Source organism: Paraburkholderia aspalathi, from assembly GCF_905220735.1.
Classification (GTDB): Bacteria; Pseudomonadota; Gammaproteobacteria; order Burkholderiales; family Burkholderiaceae; genus Paraburkholderia; species Paraburkholderia aspalathi.
On the sequence record NZ_CAJNBA010000001.1, the window covers coordinates 2,261,290 to 2,280,427 of the forward strand.

The 19,138-nt window shown below is 60.5% G+C and carries 17 protein-coding genes; 9 read left to right on the forward strand and 8 right to left on the reverse strand.

What is annotated here, in order from left to right; genetic code table 11:
* Positions 1-33 precede the first annotated feature (33 nt).
* Entirely contained in the window at positions 34-1,017 is a 984-nt protein-coding gene (locus KHO30_RS10035; protein WP_244863975.1) for a PadR family transcriptional regulator, read from the reverse strand.
* A gap of 421 nt (positions 1,018-1,438) precedes the next feature.
* Here KHO30_RS10035 and KHO30_RS10040 point away from each other — a divergent pair, with 421 nt between their 5' ends.
* Both KHO30_RS10040 and KHO30_RS10045 read left to right on the forward strand, forming a co-directional pair.
* Positions 1,439-1,741 carry a type II toxin-antitoxin system HigB family toxin gene (locus KHO30_RS10040; RefSeq protein WP_200654267.1) on the forward strand — a complete coding sequence of 101 codons (303 nt, stop codon included), beginning with the start codon at positions 1,439-1,441 and terminating at the stop codon, positions 1,739-1,741.
* A 5-nt stretch (positions 1,742-1,746) separates the two neighbouring features.
* Positions 1,747-2,109: a helix-turn-helix domain-containing protein gene (locus KHO30_RS10045; RefSeq protein WP_093636157.1), complete on the forward strand. Its 363-nt coding sequence runs from the start codon at positions 1,747-1,749 to the stop codon at positions 2,107-2,109.
* Between the two features lie 81 nt (positions 2,110-2,190).
* Here KHO30_RS10045 and KHO30_RS10050 read toward each other — a convergent pair whose 3' ends face one another.
* Positions 2,191-3,105, reverse strand: coding sequence for a glutaminase (locus KHO30_RS10050; RefSeq protein ID WP_200654266.1), 915 nt, complete (start codon positions 3,103-3,105; stop codon positions 2,191-2,193).
* 150 nt (positions 3,106-3,255) lie between these two features.
* Here KHO30_RS10050 and KHO30_RS10055 point away from each other — a divergent pair, with 150 nt between their 5' ends.
* Entirely contained in the window at positions 3,256-4,008 is a 753-nt protein-coding gene (locus KHO30_RS10055) for an AraC family transcriptional regulator (RefSeq protein WP_211700740.1), read from the forward strand.
* Between the two features lie 41 nt (positions 4,009-4,049).
* Here KHO30_RS10055 and KHO30_RS10060 read toward each other — a convergent pair whose 3' ends face one another.
* Positions 4,050-5,633: a DHA2 family efflux MFS transporter permease subunit gene (locus KHO30_RS10060; protein WP_093635942.1), complete on the reverse strand. Its 1,584-nt coding sequence runs from the start codon at positions 5,631-5,633 to the stop codon at positions 4,050-4,052.
* 249 nt (positions 5,634-5,882) lie between these two features.
* On the opposite strand from KHO30_RS10060, the gene KHO30_RS10065 reads away from it, so the two are divergent.
* From KHO30_RS10065 to KHO30_RS10075, 3 genes are all read left to right on the forward strand, one after another.
* The gene (locus KHO30_RS10065; RefSeq protein WP_211700741.1) at positions 5,883-6,542 is read left to right on the forward strand and encodes an alpha/beta hydrolase; all 660 of its coding nucleotides are present in this window, start codon (positions 5,883-5,885) and stop codon (positions 6,540-6,542) included.
* Positions 6,543-6,733: 191 nt separating this feature from the next.
* A complete protein-coding gene (mreB, locus tag KHO30_RS10070; protein WP_093635938.1) occupies positions 6,734-7,786 on the forward strand; it encodes a rod shape-determining protein in 1,053 nt (350 codons plus the stop codon).
* Positions 7,787-8,055: 269 nt separating this feature from the next.
* Entirely contained in the window at positions 8,056-8,841 is a 786-nt protein-coding gene (locus tag KHO30_RS10075; RefSeq protein WP_200654706.1) for an alpha/beta fold hydrolase, read from the forward strand.
* A 14-nt stretch (positions 8,842-8,855) separates the two neighbouring features.
* On the opposite strand, the gene KHO30_RS10080 is transcribed toward KHO30_RS10075, so the two are convergent.
* Positions 8,856-9,257 (reverse strand): hypothetical protein, encoded by a 402-nt coding sequence (locus KHO30_RS10080; protein ID WP_200621629.1) that lies wholly within the window; start codon positions 9,255-9,257, stop codon positions 8,856-8,858.
* A gap of 434 nt (positions 9,258-9,691) precedes the next feature.
* Here KHO30_RS10080 and gltA point away from each other — a divergent pair, with 434 nt between their 5' ends.
* On the forward strand, positions 9,692-10,990 hold the full coding sequence (gltA, locus tag KHO30_RS10085) for a citrate synthase (protein WP_093635931.1): 1,299 nt from the start codon (positions 9,692-9,694) through the stop codon (positions 10,988-10,990).
* 1,076 nt (positions 10,991-12,066) lie between these two features.
* Positions 12,067-14,349 carry an amylo-alpha-1,6-glucosidase gene (locus KHO30_RS10090; protein ID WP_093635927.1) on the forward strand — a complete coding sequence of 761 codons (2,283 nt, stop codon included), beginning with the start codon at positions 12,067-12,069 and terminating at the stop codon, positions 14,347-14,349.
* 288 nt (positions 14,350-14,637) lie between these two features.
* Here KHO30_RS10090 and KHO30_RS10095 read toward each other — a convergent pair whose 3' ends face one another.
* From KHO30_RS10095 to KHO30_RS10105, 4 genes are all read right to left on the reverse strand, one after another.
* Complete coding sequence (locus KHO30_RS10095) at positions 14,638-15,837, reverse strand: MFS transporter (protein ID WP_211700742.1); 1,200 nt, start codon at positions 15,835-15,837, stop codon at positions 14,638-14,640.
* Positions 15,838-15,897: 60 nt separating this feature from the next.
* Positions 15,898-16,491 carry a type 1 periplasmic-binding domain-containing protein gene (locus tag KHO30_RS10100; protein ID WP_244863976.1) on the reverse strand — a complete coding sequence of 198 codons (594 nt, stop codon included), beginning with the start codon at positions 16,489-16,491 and terminating at the stop codon, positions 15,898-15,900.
* A gap of 210 nt (positions 16,492-16,701) precedes the next feature.
* Entirely contained in the window at positions 16,702-16,950 is a 249-nt protein-coding gene (locus KHO30_RS39215) for a hypothetical protein (RefSeq protein ID WP_234486888.1), read from the reverse strand.
* 53 nt (positions 16,951-17,003) lie between these two features.
* The gene (locus KHO30_RS10105) at positions 17,004-17,315 is read right to left on the reverse strand and encodes a hypothetical protein (RefSeq protein WP_211700743.1); all 312 of its coding nucleotides are present in this window, start codon (positions 17,313-17,315) and stop codon (positions 17,004-17,006) included.
* 458 nt (positions 17,316-17,773) lie between these two features.
* On the opposite strand from KHO30_RS10105, the gene KHO30_RS10110 reads away from it, so the two are divergent.
* Positions 17,774-19,135 (forward strand): alkaline phosphatase family protein, encoded by a 1,362-nt coding sequence (locus KHO30_RS10110; RefSeq protein WP_211700744.1) that lies wholly within the window; start codon positions 17,774-17,776, stop codon positions 19,133-19,135.
* Positions 19,136-19,138 lie beyond the last annotated feature (3 nt).

The window sequence follows — 19,138 nt, forward strand, 5'->3', positions numbered from 1 at the left end:
CGCCTTCGAACGCGGGTGTCGGATAGCGCGATCTCAAGCGGCCGGTTCGCTGCCTTGATCACCGCCCTGGTCGCTACCGGGTTTGCCTTCGCCTTCGATTTCACGCGCCGCACGCATCAGGATCGCGGCGATGCGGCGCTGTTCGGCGGCCGGGACGTTGTCACGGCGCAGGAGCGCATGCTTTAGCGCGCGGCGTGCTTCGCTGAGTTCGGGCAGCCAGCCGCCTTCGCTGATGTCGGCGGGCTCCTCGCCGGCAAACGCGCGGCGCACGGAATCCATCTTGCGGGCGATGTGCGACAGTTTGGCGAGCATCAATTCGACGCGGTCGCGGTTGGTGGCCAGGTACTCGCGGCCCGCTTCCGACAGTTCGTAACGCTTGCGATTGCCTTCGAGTTGCACGGTCACGTAGCCGAGTTCTTCCAGATACGTGAGTGCCGGATAGACCATGCCCGGGCTCGGGCTGTAGAAGCCGTTCGAGCGCGTTTCGAGCGCCTTGATCAGCTCGTAGCCGTGGCTCGGCTGCGCGTCGATCATCGAGAGCAGCAGCAATTGCAGGTCGTCGGAGCTGAATTTGCGGCCGCGCGGAAAACCGTCGCCGTCACCGCCGAAGCCGCCCGGGCCACCGCCCCCGAAGCGTCCGCCGCGACCGCCGCCGCCGCGATAGTCGTCATGGCGGCCGATTGCGTGCCACAGTGCGTGAAGCGAGAAGCGGTCGTAGCCTTGATGGCCGAAGCGGTGACCATGGCCGAAGCCGTCGCGGTCGCCGTGTTCATTGCGGCCGCCGTGGCGGCCATGGCCGCGCTCGTCGCTGTGGAACTCGTGCTGGCCGCCGCGGCTGCCACGGCCGCCATGACGGCGTTCGAAGTCTTCGCCACGTTGTTCGCCGTCGCGCTCGCCGTGGAACTCGTAATGACGGGTGAACACATGCCAAAGCGCATGCAGCGACGGGCGGTCATGCCCTGCGAAGAAACCTTCGTCCGCGCTACGCGAACGGGAAAAACGATGGTGATGACGCATGTTGGGTACTCCCATTTGTGTCTTAAGATGTGTCGTAAGATATATATCTAAAGATAGTTTGTCAAACTCATTTTTTGCACTGCTGGGGTTCGGATCAGGCTTTTCATGCCATCGAGTCACTGAGCAGATGACATTCATGCTCTCGTGAAATCAACGGGAAACGCTGGGAATCACGCTCAGAACGGCATTGGCCGTATTCAAGGAGCGATGAGGAGGTATGCAATTACCGGTGTGAGAGGGAAGGTGGGCGGCGCGGCGGCACGCGCGTTGTTGGACGCGGGACACGCAGTGCGTGCCGTCTTGCGCGACAAAAAGAAGGCGGCGAAGTGGGAGTAGAAAGCTGATTCCCTGGGAGGATCGTCAGGTCTGTATTTCAACGCGTCGGTTGCGGCAGTCCCAATTTGGGACTAAAATGTCTTGCATGCGAATCGTTGCCAAAAAAACCATTCTTTCCTTCATCGAAGGGCACGCTCAAGCCGGGCAATCTCTGTTGGCGTGGCACGCGGAAGCTTCTAAAGCGAACTGGAAAACGCCACAGGACATCAAGGATCAATATGGCTCGGCAAGTTTCATTGGGAAAAACAGAGTGGTGTTCAACATCAAGGGCAACGATTTTCGATTGATAGTCGCGATCGCGTATCGAATCGGTGTGGTCTATGTCAAATTCGTTGGCACTCACGCCGAGTATGACAAGATCGACGCTGAAACCGTGGAATTGGAGTAATGAACATGGATATCCGCCCCCTGCATACTGAGGACGATTACAAGGCCGCGCTCGCGACCGTATCCGAACTTGTCGATGCCGACCCGGCGCCTGGCACGCCGGATGGTGATCGCCTTGATATTCTGTCGATCCTGGTGGAGCGCTACGAAGCTGAAACCTTTCCACTGCAAAGTCCGGATCCTGTTGAGGCCATCAAATTCAGGATGGAGCAGGCCGGCTTGTCGGTCCCGGATATGCAGCCGTACATCGGTAACGCGAACCGGGTCTACGAGGTTTTGAACCGCAAGCGTGCCCTCAGCCTGACGATGATTCGCCGCCTTCACGCGGGATTGCACATTCCTGCTGATGTGCTGATCGGAGTGGCTTGACCGGCAGAGGAAAGGCGCCTCGCTGCGACCGACATCGACCGTCTGGATCGCATACGTCGCCGAAACGCCCTCTCAACAAAATCAAAAAATCGACCGCCCCGTAATCGTGGTCAGCAATTCCAGCGCCTTCGCACCGGCGAGTGAGTTGCCGTTCGCGTCGAGCCCGGGCGACCACACGCACACGGCCATCTCACCCGGTAGCACCGCGACGATGCCACCGCCCACGCCGCTCTTCGCCGGTAAGCCGACACGAAAGACGAAGTCGCCCGCAGCGTCGTAGGTGCCGCAGGTCAGCATCAGGGCCGACAAACGCTTGGTCGAACTGCTGTCGAGGATCCGTTCCCCGGTCGACGGCACAACGCCGCCATTACTTAGAAACAACGCAGCCTTCGCCAGCTCGACACAGCTCATCGAAATCGCACACTGCCGGCAATACGCTTCGACCACCGCGTGGACGGGCATGTCCATGTTGCCGAAGCTCGCGATGAAATGCGCCATCGCCTGGTTGCGATCTGCATGTTGAAGCTCTGACTGCGCGACGCGCGAATCGTAGTCGATCGTGATCTCGCCAGTCAGCCGCCGCATAAACTCCACCAGCGCGGTCTCGGCACGTACGAAGCGGCGGCACAGCACATCGGTGACAACCAGCGCCCCGGCGTTGATAAACGGGTTGCGCGGCTTGCCTTGCTCCGCTTCAAGCTGCACCAGCGAATTGAACGGCGTGCCCGACGGTTCGCGGCCGACGCGCAGCCACAGCTCGTCGCCGAGCAGCCGGAAAGCCATGGTGCAGGCGAACAACTTGGAGATACTCTGAATCGAGAAGCGCGTATCGGCCTGGCCGATGCGGAAGACTTCGCCGGACGGCGTGACGATCGCCATGCCAAAGCTGTCGGCCGGGACCTTTGCCAGTTCTGGAATGTAATCGGCGACCTTGCCGGTACCCAGATAAGGCTGAAGATCGCGTTGAATCTGTTCGAGTATGGATGCGTAGTTCATTGAGCTCGGACCGTTTGAAGCCGCGATTCTACTGGCAACCTGGCGCGAATTGTTCGTGCGGCGAGGCGCTGCCGGGTTCGAACGGCGTTTCGCGAAGGCTATGCTAGTCTTACTGTGTTTCTTACAGTAACCGGGTAAAACAGACATTTCATGACGCAAGCCTTCGATCCGGATGGCGTCGAGCGTCCGGTATTCGTGGTCGATGAGCGTTACAACGTGCTGGACGAACCGTGGCGCGCCTACCGCCGCGCGCGGCTGATCCACGTGAGCGCCGGCGTGCTGACCGTGCGCACCGAAACCGCCCGATGGGTCGTGCCGCCGGGGCACGCGCTCTGGCTGATGGCGAACGTGCAGCATTACCTGTCGGCTGCCGAGCCGGTGCAATTCCATTCGCTGTATGCCGATGCGGACGCCGCGCCGCTACCCGCGCAAGGCGTTGCCTTGGCGCTCGACCCTCTGGCGGAAGCTTTGCTGAGTGCCGCAGCCGATCTGCCGCACGACAAACCGCTCGACGAGCCGGCCGAGCGTCTTCTGCAAGTTTTACTGGACCGCCTGTCGGGGTTGCCCACAGCCCCTCTGGCGCTGCACTGGCCGCAAGATCCACGGATCCAGCGGATCGCCGAAGCGTTGAACGCCAACCCGGCGGAGCCGGCAGTGCTCGAGGACCTGGCCCGGGCTGCGGGCGTCACCGCTCGCACGGCGGCGCGCCTTTTCGTCAAGGAAACCGGGCAGACTTTCGGCCAGTGGCGGCAGCAACTGCGCTTGCTGGTTGCACTGGAGCATCTCGGCGCCGGAGAGAGCGTCACGCAGGTGGCGCTCGAGGTCGGCTACAACGACGTGTCGTCGTTTATCGCGGTGTTCCGCGATGCCTTCGGCGACACGCCCGCCCGCTATTTCCGTTGACTCCGCTGACTCCGTTGAGGCAGTGCCGAACAACACCGCGATCAGTGCGCGCCCGACGCAGCCGCTCCGCCGCCGCCCTTGGCCGGCTTCGTAATCCAGATCAGCGGAATGATCAAAATGAAAATGATCGCCGACACAAAGAAGATGTCGTTCAGGCCCATCATCGCGGCCTGAGTGTTCACCGTGAAATCGAACAGCGCGTGCGACGATTGCGTATTCAGATGGAGCAACGACTGGGTCGAATCGATCTGCTGGTTGAACAGCGGGTTGTTCACGGTAGCCTGCTCGGTCAGCCTTGCATGGTGCAGCACCGTGCGGTTGTTCCACTCGTTGCCGGCGATCGAGGTCCCCACCGCGCCGCAAAACACCCGTGCGAAATTCGACAGGCCGGCGGCCGCCGGAATCTTGTTCGGCGGCTGACCGGACAGAATGATCGCCGTCAGCGGCACGAAGAACAGCGCCATCGGAATGCCTTGCAGCAACGTGGGGAGTACGAGGTGCCACGTGTCGATTTCGATCACGTACTTCGAGCGCATATAAAACACGATCGCAAAGCCGATAAATGCGAGCGTGGCGATGATGCGCGCATCCGAGCGCGGCAGCACCCGGCCCATTACCGGCGCGAGCAGCACGGCGAAGATGCCGAGCGGCGCGGTGACGAGACCCGCATCCACGGAGCGGTAGTTCAGATACTCCTGCATCCATTGCGGAAGCAGCACCAGGTTGCCGAAGAACACGCCGTACGCCACCGAAATCGCAATCGTGCCGCCGAGAAAATTGCGCTGCTGGAACAGCCGTAAATCGACGATCGGGTTTTCCTCAGTCAATTCCCACACGAGGAAGAACGCGAAGCTGATCACCGCGGTGATGCCCAGAATCACGATCACCGGCGACGAAAACCAGTCGAGGTCCTTGCCCTTGTCGAGCATGATCTGCAGCGACGCGACCCACGTAACCAGCAGGCCGAGCCCGACCACGTCGATAGGTGGCTTGCGGGTTGCCGACTCGCGGGTGCGATAGATCATCCACGTCACGCCGGCCGCGAAAATGCCGACCGGAATGTTGATGTAGAAGATCCACGACCAACTGTAGCTATCCGTGATCCAGCCGCCGAGCGCGGGGCCGGCAATCGGGCCGACGGTGGCGGTCATGGCCCATAGCGCGAGTGCAGTCGACGATTTCTCCTTGGGATAGGAGCCGAGCAGAATCGCTTGCGACAGTGGAATCAGGGGGCCGGCCACCGCGCCCTGGAACACCCGGGCGACCAGCAGGATCGGCAGCGTAGGCGCAATGCCGCACAACCACGAAGCCAGCACGAACATCAGAATCGCGCCGACAAACAGCTTGACCTGGCCAATGCGTTGCGTGAGCCAGCCGGTTAGCGGAATCGAGACCGCATTGGCCGCGGCGAACACCGTGATGACCCATGTGCCTTCATCGACCGATACACCGAGGTTGCCCGAAATGGTGGGAATCGCGACGTTCGCAATGGATGTGTCGAGCACGTTCATGAAGGTTGCGAGCGCAACGGCGATGGTCGCCAGAACCAGTTTGCCGCCTTGCAGAGGCGGCGGTGCAGGTGGTGCAGGCGGGGCAGCGGCGGGCGGGGAAGAGGGCTGGCTCAAACGATTCTCCGGATGACGATGCGACGGACGTTCTGCACGGCGTTCTATTCACCACCCGGCAATGAGCCGGGCGGTCCATCGAATGCTCGCAAAAAAGCATACCTGTATTCGCGTTTGGGCGTCGTCGAGCCATGCAGATCGGGCGACAGAACCGAATCCGGCAGCGTATGCTCCCGCCTGAGGCCGCATGGAGCGACACCACGCGCGGTGAAATCTAAAGTACAGCGGGAACAGAGAGAGGAATTGAATATGGCTTGGGAGCAATTCGAACACGGCTGGCGGCGCGCGCCGGCGATAACGCCGGCCAAGGCCCTCGTGGTGCTGATGCACGGCGTAGGCAGCAATGCGCGCGATCTGATGCCGCTCGCGGACATCTGGAGCGAGAGCCTGCCGGATGTGGCGTTTGTCTCGCTCGACGGTACTGACGCTTTCGACGGCGGCTTTGGCGGGCGCCAATGGTTCAGCCTGCGCGATGTCAACGAGGGCAATCGCGAGGCGCGTGTGGCCGCCGCCTATCCGGCATTGCGGCACATGCTCGAGGCGGAACTGGCGAACTGGCAGCTTTCTTTCGATCGCCTTGCATTGGTCGGTTTCTCGCAAGGCTCGATCATGGCGATGCATCACGTGGCGACCAGTGCGGAAGGCGCTGCTGCCGTCGTCGCGTATTCGGGGCGGCTCGCCTCGGTGATCGTCGCGCAGAACGGTACGCCGCTCACGCTCGTGCACGGCGAAGACGACGAAGTGATCCCGGTTGAGGAACTGGAATACGCCGCGGATGCTTTCAGCAACACCGGCTACACGGTCGATGCCTACGCCTTGCCCGGCATCGGCCACACGATCAACGCGGACGGCGTCGAACTCGGCAAACAGGCGCTGGAGCATGCGCTCGGCACTGTGTCGCGCGACTGACACGGTCCCAATTGAAAAGTGGCCCTAAAGATTCTGATCTGCTTGCCGTTAACTGCTCATTAGCATGAAAATCACTCCCGCCGCGCGGATCGCGCAACGCCCATCTGGGCGTGCCAAGCGGTTCGGGTGACCGGGGGCGCATTTTCCATATTGCCCTGCAAGGGCGGATAACGACACATCAGAGCCTTCCTATGGCCAGACCGACGCCGCATTACCCGCTTTTCGATCGACTGTTCCGTCATTCCGTGGCGGTGGACCTCGGCACGGCCAATACCCTTATCTACACCGACAATGGCGGCATCGTGCTGAACGAGCCGTCCGTCGTGGCGTTCCAGAAAGAGTCCGCCGCCGGGCAAAAACGCGTGACGGCCGTGGGCACCGAAGCGCGCCAGTTGCTCGGCCGCGCGCCGGGCAACGTCGAAGCCATACGGCCGATGCGGCACGGCGTGATCGCTAACTTTTCCGCCGCCGAGCAGATGATCCGGCAATTCGTCGACATGGCTCGGCCGCGGCCGCTGTTCAGCCGGCGTGCCGCGTTCACTTTGTGTGTACCGGCGGGCGCGACCCAGGTCGAACGCCGCGCGATCAAGGAAGCCGCGGTGGCGGCCGGCGCGTGGAAGGTCAGTCTGATCGGCGAATCGCTGGCATCGGCGGTCGGCGCGGGCCTGCCGGTTTCGGAGGCGACTGGCTCGATGGTGGTCGACATCGGCGGCGGCACGACCGAAGTCGGCGTGATCTCGCTCGGCGGCCTCGCGTATAGCGGCTCGATTCGCGTGGGCGGCGACAGTTTCGACATGGCGATCGTCAGTTACGTGCGCAACCTGTATGGCGTGCTGCTCGGCGAACAAACCGCCGAACACGTCAAGAAGGGCATCGGTTCGGCCTTGCGCGAAGTGCCGGTCGAACATATGAACGCGACCGGGCGCAGCGTCGACGATGGTTTGCCGCGCACGGTTCAGCTGAGCAATCACGATATCGCCGACGCGATCGAGGGTCCGCTGCGCCAGGTAATCGGCGCGGTGAAACGTGCGCTTGAAACGGCGCCTGCCGAGCTGGTGACCGATATTGCGCACAGCGGCATTGTGCTGACCGGCGGCGGTGCGCTGCTCGGTAATCTGGGTCGGCGCCTGACCAATGAGCTCGGGCTCGAGGTCCGCGTCGCCGATGAACCGCTCACTTGCGCGGTGCGTGGCGCGGGCGCGGCAGCGGCTGCGGGTTTGCTCGACGACACCGCCTACGAATGATTTGACGCGGGACGTCCCGCGTTGCAGGTGACCGGGACTCAGGCCGGCGCATGAGGCTCGGCGGATATTGAATGGCTGTGTGACAATACGTCCCTCGTCCCACTTTCAGGGACGCGAATACGCTTTCTTCTTCGAATCCATTTCTAGCCGGCGCAGCTGATCGTTTCAGCCGTTGCCGCGCCGTCCGTGAACCACCTGTGAATCAATCCGTTTCCGCTTCGTCCTCTCCCGCGTCCCCGTCCTTTATCGAATTGCATAGCGGCTTGCGCATGCCCTATGTGGAAACCGGGGAAGGCGAACTGTTGCTGTTCGTGCATGGCTCGCTGTGCGATTACCGCTATTGGCAACCGCAACTCGCGGGTCTGTCGAAGCAATACCGCTGTGTCACGGTGAGTCTCACGCATTACTGGCCAGTGACGGATACCGAGCCCGACCAGCCGTTTAGCTGGAGCGAACATGCAGATGACGTGGCCGAATTCATCGATCGTTTTGGCGCCGGGCCGGCGCACGTGGTGGGTCATTCGCGCGGCGGGTGTGTGGCCTTTCATTTCGCGCGGCGCCATCCGCAGTACGTGCGTACGCTGACGCTCGCCGACCCGGGCGGCCCGTTGCAGATTGCCGGGCGACCGCCCGCAACTTTGCCGGAGACCGTGAACGCATTGCGCGCAAAAGCCGCGCAGCTGATCGAAACAGGTGAGGTGGAGGCGGGCTTGCAGCTGTTCGTCGATTCGGTGAGCCGCCCTGGTTTCTGGGCGATGAGCACACCGGGTTTTCGCAAGATGGCGACCGACAACGCGCATACGCTCGCGCGCCAATTCCGCGACCCGTTGCCGGCTTACGTACCCGAACATGCGGCTGAGGTGCGTTGCCCGGTGCTATTGATCGACGGCGAAAAGAGTCCCGACATGTTCCGCCGCACGGCGACGGCGCTGCAAACATGGCTGCCGGACGCACGCCGCGAAACGGTGCGCGGCGCCTCGCACGGGATGAATCTCGCGCATCCGGCAGCGTTCAATCGTTACGTCGACGAGTTCATTCGCTCAGAGGACGTTTGAAATGCCGGTGTAGTTCAGGCCTTGCGATGCGCGTCTTTATCGAGCGCGCGTTCCGCGGCTTCGCCGACGAGGCCGTGGTAGTACAGATGCACGCCGATTGCGAGCGAGTCGTTGCGAATTTCGTGGAAGGCTTTCCATGCTTTCACGGGGTCTTTGAAGAGCAGATAGTGCGCTTCCTGCGCGATCAGATCCGCGACTTCATGCAGGCCATGGCCATGCAGCACATTCACCAGCGTATCGAGGCTGCGATGGGTGCGCGCGTCGGTACGCGGGTAGAGCATATGCAGCACCGCCACGTCTTGCGTCGTCAATGCTGCTGACAACGCCACGACGATATCCTGATGATTCAGCGCGGTGACGATGTTGTCTTCGGTATGGACGTGATCCGGAAACAGTGTTTCGAGTGATGCGTTCATCTGGTCCTTCCTTGTTCTTCTGGCTGATTAAAAAGGCCCGCCGTAGAACGGCGGGCCAAAGACAGCGATGTGTTCGCAGGGGAAGCAAAACACGGATTCAGTATCGCAGAGCAGCGTCGCTTGTGCAGCCTGGCGGCCGCAAAACATTGTTGCAGCAAGCGTACTAACTTTCATTTGGCTGGCAACGCCGCCGGGCGGACTCGGTGCGTTTTCGTGCTGCGTACTTCCGCTTATTTCCACATGTTTCCGGCGATTACGGCTATCTATCAGGCAACGAATGTTGCGCTAGCCGAGATGGATTGTTGCTGCCAATCGCCGCAATCAAAGCACCTTCGGACCGTAGAATGCGAAGCGGAGCCTGAGCATGCCACGCGGCGATCCGACGATCGAGCATGCCGGCATGTGTGCGATGTGAAAGTAAAAGGAACGTGTAGATGAACTCGAAGACACACGCAACGCTGAGCTTTTCCGACAGCGATCAGACGATTGATTTGCCGATCTATCAGGGCACGCTCGGGCCGGATGTCATCGACATTCGCAAGCTGTATGGCCAGACTGGCAAGTTCACATACGACCCGGGTTTCATGTCCACGGCGGCATGCAATTCCGAAATCACGTATATCGACGGTGATAAAGGCGAGCTGCTGTACCGCGGTTATCCGATCGACAATCTGGCGCAGAATGCCGACTTCCTCGAAACCTGCTACCTGCTGCTCAAGGGCGAACTGCCGAATGCGGAGCAGAAGGAAGAGTTCGTCAACACTGTCACGCTGCACACGATGGTGCACGAGCAGATGCATTTCTTTTTCCGCGGTTTCCGCCGCGACGCGCACCCGATGGCGATTCTGGTCGCGGCAGTGGGCGCACTGTCGGCGTTCTATCACGACTCGCTCGACATCAATAATCAGCAGCACCGTGACGTATCGGCGATCCGCATGATCGCGAAGCTGCCGACGCTGGTGGCGATGGCGTACAAGTACACCGTGGGCCAGCCTTTCGTTTATCCGAAGAACGACCTGTCATACAGCGCGAATTTCATGCGGATGATGTTCGCCAATCCGGCGGAAGAGTACGAGGTCAACGACGTGCTGGTGCGGGCGCTGGATCGCATTCTGATTCTGCATGCGGATCACGAGCAGAATGCGTCGACATCGACGGTGCGTCTCGCGGGTTCGTCGGGCGCCAATCCGTTCGCGTGTATCGCAGCGGGTATTGCATGCCTGTGGGGTCCGGCGCACGGTGGCGCGAATGAAGCCGCATTGAACATGCTGGAAGAGATTGGTTCGGTCGACAACATTCCTGAGTTCATTGCGAAGGTGAAGGACAAGAACTCCGGCGTGAAGCTGATGGGGTTTGGTCATCGCGTCTACAAGAACTACGATCCGCGCGCGAAGCTGATGCGTGAGACCTGTCACGAAGTGCTCGAAGAGCTGGGTCTGCATGACGATCCGTTGTTCAAGCTCGCAATGGCGCTTGAGAAGATTGCGCTTGAGGACGAATACTTCGTTTCGCGGAAGCTTTATCCGAATGTCGATTTTTATTCGGGGATTGTGCAGCGTGCACTGGGGATTCCTACGGCGATGTTTACTTGTATCTTCGCGATGGCGCGGACTGTTGGGTGGATTGCGCAGTGGAATGAGATGATTGCTGATCCGGAGCAGAAGATTGGGCGGCCGCGGCAATTGTTTGTTGGGGAGACTCAGCGGGAGGCTCGGGCGCTTTCCAAGCGGTAAAGGTTTGGGTTTTTTTGCCTTTGCGGCGCTTTTTTTGTCAGTGCTCTTAGGGTTTTGGCCTTTCCTTGATTTGCTAGTGGTCTATTAGCGTTGCCCCTGTGCGGGGCGGCACCTACTTCTCTTTGCCGGCTGCAAAGAGAAGTAGGCAAGAGAAAGCAGCTCAAACCGCTAATGCTAAGTGGGCACCGTGGTCTGCTACGGGTAGTGGTGCATCTGGAATCTGTGTTCGTGCCACTGCATAGGCTTGTGACAAGGGCGTCATACTTCCGGCGGCGCTACGCGCGCCGAAGAGCACTTCATAAAACCTCCCGCTACGTTTTGGTGCCCGCGTCTCGCCATCGGGCTGTGGCTCATCATTGCTCCGCCTCCGCCTCCGCCTCCGCCTCCGCCTCCGCCTCCGCCTCCGCCTCCGCGATGGTGATTGTGATTGCAACCGCAACCGCAACCGCAACCGCAACTGTGATCGTGATCGTGATTGGAGCACACCGACAAATCAATTGAAGCTGGGGTTTCCGGGTGAGTGCGGGGGTGCGTCGCCGAGGCGAGGCCGACGGCCCCACCGACCCCAACCGAAGCCCCTGGTTTCCCATGCAGACCCGTCCGCGACGCACGCAGTGCGGAGTGGGAGCTGATGACACCTTTGTCACTAACGCGGAATGTGAGAGAACACGGATTCCAGATGCACCACTACCCGTAGCAGACCACGGTGCCCGCTTAGCATTAGCGGTTTGAGCTGCTTTCTCTTGCCTACTTCTCTTTGCAGCCGGCAAAGAGAAGTAGGTGCCGCCCCGCACAGGGGCAACGCTAATAGCCCACTAGCAAATCAAGGAAAGGCCAAAGCCCTAAGAACACAGACAAACAAGCGCCGCGCAGGCAACCCCCTCGCACTTGGTGCAAAACCCCTGCACATCCCGTGCCAAACCAAAAACCAAAAACAAGAAACTCCCCTGTGATAAGTTCGTCTGACGCGGACAGACCCTCTACAATCGGAAGCGACTAGCCAGCCCTCAACAGCATCCGAACCCGAAAGTCAACGCCAAAGCAAACCCGAAAGCGAACACATAGGAGCGACCCTGATGCAGCAGCCAGAAGCCCTCGGCGGCCTGTCCCACTCGGGCGGAATCGACCACCGCGAACCCGAGCCGGACGGCGCATTCATCCCGACGGAAAACCTCAACGTCGCAAGCGCCACCCAGCATGTGCTCAAGTCTGGCGACACCTTTATCGTCAACGATCCCCTCGGTGATATCACCGGCCACGACGATGGCCTGTTCGTCAACGACACCCGCGTCCTCTCGAACCTGCGCCTCACCTTCGGTGGCCGCGCGCCCTCGTTGCTGTCAGGCAGCGTCAGCAGCGACAACACCTCGTTCACGGCACACCTGACCAACCGCCCCCTGCCGCCGCTCGGCGGCGACAGCACCCCGGAAGGCGTGATCCACGTCGAACGCGTGCGCGTGCTCTCGGGCACCGTGCTCAACGAAGCAATCGAACTCACCAACTACGGCACGAGCGATGCAGTCGTGCCGCTGTCCATCTCCTTCGCCAGCGACTTTCGCGACATGTTCGAAGTGCGCGGCCTCAGGCGCGACAAACAGGGTCGTGTCGAACCGGCGCGCGTCGAGAACCGCGAAGTGCTGCTCGGCTATGTCGGCCTCGACGACGTGGCGCGCAATGTGCAGATTGCCTTTTCGCCGGAACCGGACAAACTCTTCGCCGATCGCGCGGACTACACCGTCAAGCTGCCGGCCCAAGCGTGCGTGTCGATCTATCTGTCCGTCTCGGTGCAAGTGGTCGCGCAAGCCGACAAACCCGCCGCAGGCGTCGCGCAACCCTCGCACGCAGTGAGCGAAGCCCATCTCTCGCAAATCGATGCGGAGCGCCCGCGCGTCGGCCGCGCTGCTGTGCGCGCCGCACTGGTCGACGCCCACCTGGTGATGCGCGAGCGCCGCCGCGTCACCGCTCGCGTGCGTTCGAGCAATCCGCTCTTCAACGCGTGGATCGACCGTTCGCTTGCCGACCTCGGCTTGCTGACGACCGATCTCGCCACCGGTCCGTATCCCTACGCCGGCATCCCGTGGTTTTCAACTCCGTTCGGCCGCGACGCGATCATCACGTCGTTGCAGACGCTGTGGCTGCAACCGAATCTGGCCGCGGGCGTGCTGCGTTTTCTCGCCGAACATCAGGCGCGCGAAAATTCGCCGTTTCGTGACGCAGCGCCCGGCAAGATCATGCACGAGATGCGCAAGGGCGAAATGGCCGCCACCGGCGAAGTGCCGTTCGCGCTGTACTACGGCGGCGTCGACAGCACGCCGCTCTTCATCGTGCTGGCCGGCGCCTATGCGGCACGCACGGGTGATCTCGCACTAGTAGACGAACTGTGGCCGGCGTTGGAGCGCGCGGCGCAGTGGGTCGCGGGTGTCTGTGACAAGAACCGTTACGGTCTGCTGGACTATCAGCGCGAGTCCGACGGCGGCCTCGCTAATCAAGGCTGGAAGGACAGCCACGATTCGGTCTTCCACGCGGATGGCCGTTTCCCCGACGGTCCTATCGCACTCGTCGAAGTCCAGGCGTATGCGAGCGCCGCCTTCGATACGATGGCTCACTTCGCCAAGCTGCGCGGACTGCACGATCAGGCCAAGCAATACAGCGAGCGCGCGAAGAAAATCCGTCAGTGCGTCGAAGAAAAGTACTGGATGGAAGAGTCTGGCTTCTACGGCATCGCGCTCGATGGCCACGGCGAACTGTGCCGCGTAATGGCGTCGAATGCGGGTCACTTGCTGGCCTTCGGTCTGCCTTCGCGCGAGCGGGGCGAAGCGGTGGTGCACGCGCTCGACTCCACGCTGTTTCATACTGGCTGGGGCGTGCGTACGCTGGCCGCAAGCCAGGCGCGCTTCAATCCGATGGCGTACCACAACGGTTCGGTGTGGCCGCATGACAACGCGCTCTGCGCACGCGGCCTGTCACGTTACGGCGGCAAGGCGGCGGCCGTGCGGCTGTTGCAGGCACTGTTCCAGGCAGCGGTCAATTTCGACATGCGTCTGCCCGAGCTGTTCTGCGGTTTCCCGCGGCGGCGGGGCGAGCCGCCTACCGCCTATCCGGTTGCCTGCCTGCCGCAAGCCTGGGCGGCGGGCTCACCGTTCATGATGCTCGAAGCCTGTCTGGGTATCACGATCGATGCGGAGCGGCGCGAAGTCGTCATCGAACAGCCCATGCTGCCCGAGGGTATCGACTGGCTCGAAGTCGGCGATCTAAGGGTAGGCGATTCGTCGGTGTCGATCACGTTCCGGCGGATCGGCGACAAGGTGGTCGCGTCGGCGGCCGAGCAGGGTGATGTGCGGGTGGTCGCGCTGCTATAGATGCAGTCGCAATCAATGTTGTCCTGCGTTGTGGCGAAATCATTAACGGACAGACGATGTCCGCGGATTTTGGTGCAAGGCGGTGAGTGCGAGGCCACCTGTTTTATATAGCGACGCAAAAAAGGACCGCCCATTGGGCGGCCCTTTATAGAGTGCGGGATTTACAGATTTGCACTCAATCGGTATTGGGTTGCCTTACAAAATTTCGGCAAGGGGCGGGGACTGCTTTCTTGTTTCCATCAAGGTTGTGACGACTTCCTCGGCATCGTATTCAGCCTAGAAGGCGCGCTATCGGCGCAGTCCTCCACCGATAGCCAGAGCGCACAGGGTCAGCAAACAGAACCCCGCTCCCGCATAGAATGTCGCGCCGGCCCCCAGACGGTCCCACAATTCGCCTGCGACGACGCTCGCCACAAGCATCGCCAGACCGCTCATCAAATTGAAGAAACCGAACGCGGTGCCTTTCAGGTCCGGTGGTGCTGTATGGGCGACCATGGTCGCCAGCAAGCCCTGGGTGAGCCCCATATGCAGGCCCCACAACGCGACACCCAGCAGTACGACCGGCCAGTGGTTTCCATGCGCAAGTACGACATCCGATGCAATGAGTACCACCAGCCCGATGGCCAGAAGTTTCGTGTGGCTCATTGAATCGGCCAGCTTGCCAGATGGATAAGCAGACGTCGAATACACCAGGTTCATCGCAACCATGACGAGTGGCACCAGCGCCACCGGCACGCCACCCTGCATTGCGCGCAAAACCAGGAATGCCTCGCTGAATCGTGCGAGCGTGAACACCGCGCCAATGAATACAACCCACCAGTACGGCCGGCTCAGCTTCTTCAGGCTTTCGAACTTCATCGGGTTGACGCGCTTCGCGTCCGACTGGTGCGCTGGCTCCTTGATGCCGAACACCAGCAACGACACCGCAACGAGCCCTGGAATCACAGCCACCCAGAATACGAGACGAAAGTTGTCTGCCCACAGCAACATCAACACGACGGCGAGCAACGGCCCGAGAAACGCGCCGACCGTGTCGAGCGACTGTCGCAAACCATAGGCGGCGCCACGCAGGTGAGCGGGCGTGATATCAGCTACGAGCGCGTCGCGCGGCGCACCCCGCACACCTTTCCCGATTCTGTCCGCGACGCGCGCCGTCAGAACGATGCCCGCTGTTGGCGCGAGCGCAAACAACGGTTTGCTCAACGCACCCATGCCGTATCCGATGACCGCGAGCCATTTCCGGTTGCCAAGGTAGTCGCTGAGCGCGCCGGAGAACATTTTCACGATGGGTGCAGTCGCTTCCGCGACGCCTTCAATCAAGCCCACCATCATCGCGCTCGCGCCCAGACTCGTCACCAGGAACATCGGCAAAAGGCTGTGAATGATTTCCGAAGAAATGTCCATGAACATGCTGACAAAGCCGAGCATCCAGATGCCACGTGGGATTTGGCTAAGCGTGCCGGCGCGCGGCGTGGAGTTGGTCTGCATCTTGTCTCGCTTCGGAAACTACGACTGATGATTGTGACCGCAACCATTTCTAGACCGTAGTTATCGGTCAAACTCCTTCGTTTGCTCAGCTTCTTCAAACTTCTTGCCCAGAACTGTTGGCACGAGAATCAGAGACTGGTCTGTCGGGTCATAGTTTTCGGCCAACTTGAACGCTTCAGAGATGATTGCTTGCACGTCCTGCCTCAACATGGTCACGTCGAAAGGTAGGTTTGCCGCGAATGGGTCCCAGTCGAAGCAGCCAACAACCGCAGTCTTCCACGCGTCGGGCGACAACGTTGACGTGAACTGAACCACCCCTTCAAACGCGGTAATCGAATTCATCAGCAAACCGGCTGGAAGTCGCCCAAGTTTTTCATAGCGAATTGAGAGTACGCGCTTGGCAGCAGCGGCGTTATATCCACAACACTCGATTGCATCCGCAGCAGGCGTCATGTGACGAGCTTCGAAAGCATCTCTGAATCCTGCGATACGCATTTCAGTTGCATATTCATCCGCTACACCTCCTAGCAAGACCAACTCGTCTGGTGCCGCGCCCCGTGCTAGCAGCTTTTCAATCAGCACATCCGTAATAGTTTGAGCGCCTTTGCGGTTATCGGAAACGACCGACGGCGCACCGTCTCCTGGCAGGTCCAAGACGGGCGTTGTGAGTCTGACTACCGGCTACTAAGGCTACAACCGGCATTGAAGCGACTTTGGAAGCAATTCGGGCTGGTGCGGTGGCAGTGCACGCTCCGTTGGCCACAGTCGAGTCCGGCGCCGAGTTAACGACCTGAACGTAGTGGTCAGATACCCGGTGAACCAGCAATTCTCTGGTTCCACCGGGTACACCACGCCGACGACGCTTTATTGCGCCTGTGCTGCTTGACGCAGGGCGGCTTGCTGTTGAGCCTGCTCTTGAGCGTGCTGCTTTGCAAGGTGCCTACCGACCATGCAACCTCCGACCGCACCGATGACTGCGTGGTGCCCCGCATAATGCCCAGCAACCCCGCCTACCGCTGCGCCCTTGAGGCAGCCCGCGGCATTTGCCGTGCCGGCTGTTGCGAAGGCCAGCGCCGTTGCAATCAGGGCGGTTCTTATCAAGCTTGCGTTCATTTGAAAATACTCAGAGGTTGAATTTTTCGGACGTGGCGCCGTCCGGTGTCGTTTCAATACCCGCGCCAATCGTGACGCTCGCGCCACTCGTGCTCACGCCATTCCCGGCGGCGCCATTCACGTTCACGCCACTCGCGACGCTCGCGCCATTCGCGGGCTCGCCAGTCGCCGTCACCGCCGTACGCGACGGCGACCGGTGCGGGAGCGTACACGACGGGAGATGGCGGTGCGTACACCGGTTCTGCAGGCGCATACACAGCCCCGGGAATGCCCAATCCAATGGCGACGTCGACGTGTGCCGATGCTGCCGTTGATGCTGCGAGTACCGCCAGACCGAGCGCTGCGCCGAGAATTTTCTTGTTCATCTTCGCTACTCCTCACACATTGAGTGCAATGTCAGTGACTACGGCTCGGAGTGTAAGGAGCGATGTCGGACACATGTGAAACGGCGGTGCGAGATTCGTAACGTGCGGTTACTGCTGAAGGCGTAGCGCGTGGGCGATACGCCTTCACAACCTGCAGCTGAGCCGTGTGGCAAGTGAACGGGGTAACGCTACCGCGCAAGTGAACTTGAACAGTCATGTAACGTGAACTAGCCTTAACGTCTGGCGCGGAAGCGAGCCTTTTGGCATCGAGCCTCGTCGTAGGTGTGAGCCGCCTGTAGCGAACGTTCGACCTATCCGGTTCCGGCAAGCGCTGCAGGACCTGAGCAGGAAACAGGTTCGTGTCACGAGACCTCTCGTGCCGCGCGCCTGGTGATTCCTTCGGGCTGGGACGTTTGTAGGTGACTTCGTCGCCCTGATGCCCTTATATCGGAGAGAGCATGCCCGTTGACAACATTAAGACCATCATCATAGTCATGATGGAGAATAGGTCTTTCGACCACGTTCTTGGCTACCTGAGCCTCGACGGGAAGGATGTCAACGGCCTCTCGGCCGACCCCACCTGGCTAGAGAATTTCACGAACCGCTATGGCGGAAAAACGTATCCCATACATGCGCTTTCGCCGTCGACGCAACTTATCCCCGACCCACCGCATGACCGCACGCCGATTTCGACGCAAATAAAAACGCCGTGCGCGAATGGAGGCTGTCCCGAACTGGGTGGATTCGTCGCGAGCTATGCGACAAGAAACCCTCCGCCAGCCGACCTGTCGATGGTGATGGGCTACTACACGGCCGGTGCGCTGCCTGTTTATGATTTTTTCGCAAAGAATTTCACGATCTGCGATAGCTGGTTCGCGCCACTTCCGACCGGAACCCAGGCAAATCGCTTGATGGCAATGGCGGGAGAGAGTGCGATTAGCGACAACGTTTCTGGTTTTCTTCCCGAGCAATCCCTGGTTTACGACTGGCTGACCGCACACGGCGCAAGTTGGTGTGTCTACCAGTCGGGAGGCTTCTTCCCGTTCTTCAGCTTGATGCCCAAGTGGTTGCCTGAGATAGTCACTTCGCTTGCCTTGCCGCTAGATGGCAATGGAGGGAGGTTCAGGCGTTATTCGCGTTTCAAGGAAGACTGGACGAACAGTAGCAATTTGCCTCAAGTCATTTTCATCGAGCCGGAATACACGGACGGGCCGCACAGGGTACCGAATGACGACCATTCGCCTACTGGCGTCGCCCCAGGGCAAGCGTTCCTTGCGGACATTTATCAAACGATTTCTGCGTCCAAGCGATGGGATGAGACGCTGATGATTGTCACGTATGACGAGCACGGGGGGTTCTTCGACCATGTAAGCCCGCTTGAGATTTCGACCGACGTCGCCGGTTATCAGTTTCAAACTACTGGGCTGCGTGTACCCGCGTTCCTGGTCTCACCCTATGTCGCGCCGGGGGGCGTCTTCTCCGGCGACCTGGACCATACGTCGATACTTCAGCTTCTCGCGGATAAATTCAACGCTGGTGGTACGTACTCTGCCCCGGTCAGCGCACGCACTCAGCTTTCGAAGCTCAGCTCCGCTCTTTCTGAAACCAGAACGCCGGGCTCTGCACCGAAGCTAAATGTCCCCATAGCGAGCAAGTTACTTGCAGCGGCTCCCGTTGCGCCACCGACTGGCTTCTCGGCATGCGCGCAAGCCTTTCGTAGCGTCGCGCTTAAGGTCCAGCAGGATCATCCGGAGTTGCTGTATTCGCCGAACTGGGGCGACCTTGCGAGCTTTGTTGCGACGTATAAGGGTGGGGCGTGAATT